This window comes from Nocardia flavorosea, from assembly GCF_015477805.1.
GTDB classification, from domain to species: domain Bacteria; phylum Actinomycetota; class Actinomycetes; order Mycobacteriales; family Mycobacteriaceae; genus Nocardia; species Nocardia flavorosea_A.
On the sequence record NZ_JADLQL010000017.1, the window covers coordinates 1 to 391 of the forward strand.

Here is a 391-nt window from a genome sequence, read left to right on the forward strand (position 1 = left end):
GGTTTCCGAAGCGGCCAGATCGAGCACCTGGGTGACGGTGACGCGCCCGTCGGCCAGTTCGAGCAGCACCGAGATCACCCCGAGCAGCGGATTGGTGACCGCACGCCCGCGGTCGGCCAACCGCACCCGCAACCGATGCGCCGGATGCCCTGGCCGCCCCGAATCCCCCGCCGGCTCAATCGATCCCGTCACTTTCTGCCCGAACGCCGCCCGCACCAGCGGAGCGTACGCCTCCACCTCCGGGCACATGATCAGCACATCGCGCGGCTCGAGCGTCGGGTCGGCGGCGAACAGGGCGAGCAGACAATCGCGCAGCACCTCCACCTGCCGCGCCGGGCCATGACAGGCATGCACCTGCACGGTGCCGTCGGCGACGACGGGAGTCGCGGGC

Annotated in this window: 1 pseudogene; it reads right to left on the reverse strand. The window is 71.4% G+C overall.

Features of this window, described 5'->3' with window-relative positions:
* Positions 1-391: pseudogene (locus IU448_RS28590) on the reverse strand (exodeoxyribonuclease V subunit gamma); the annotation flags it as partial.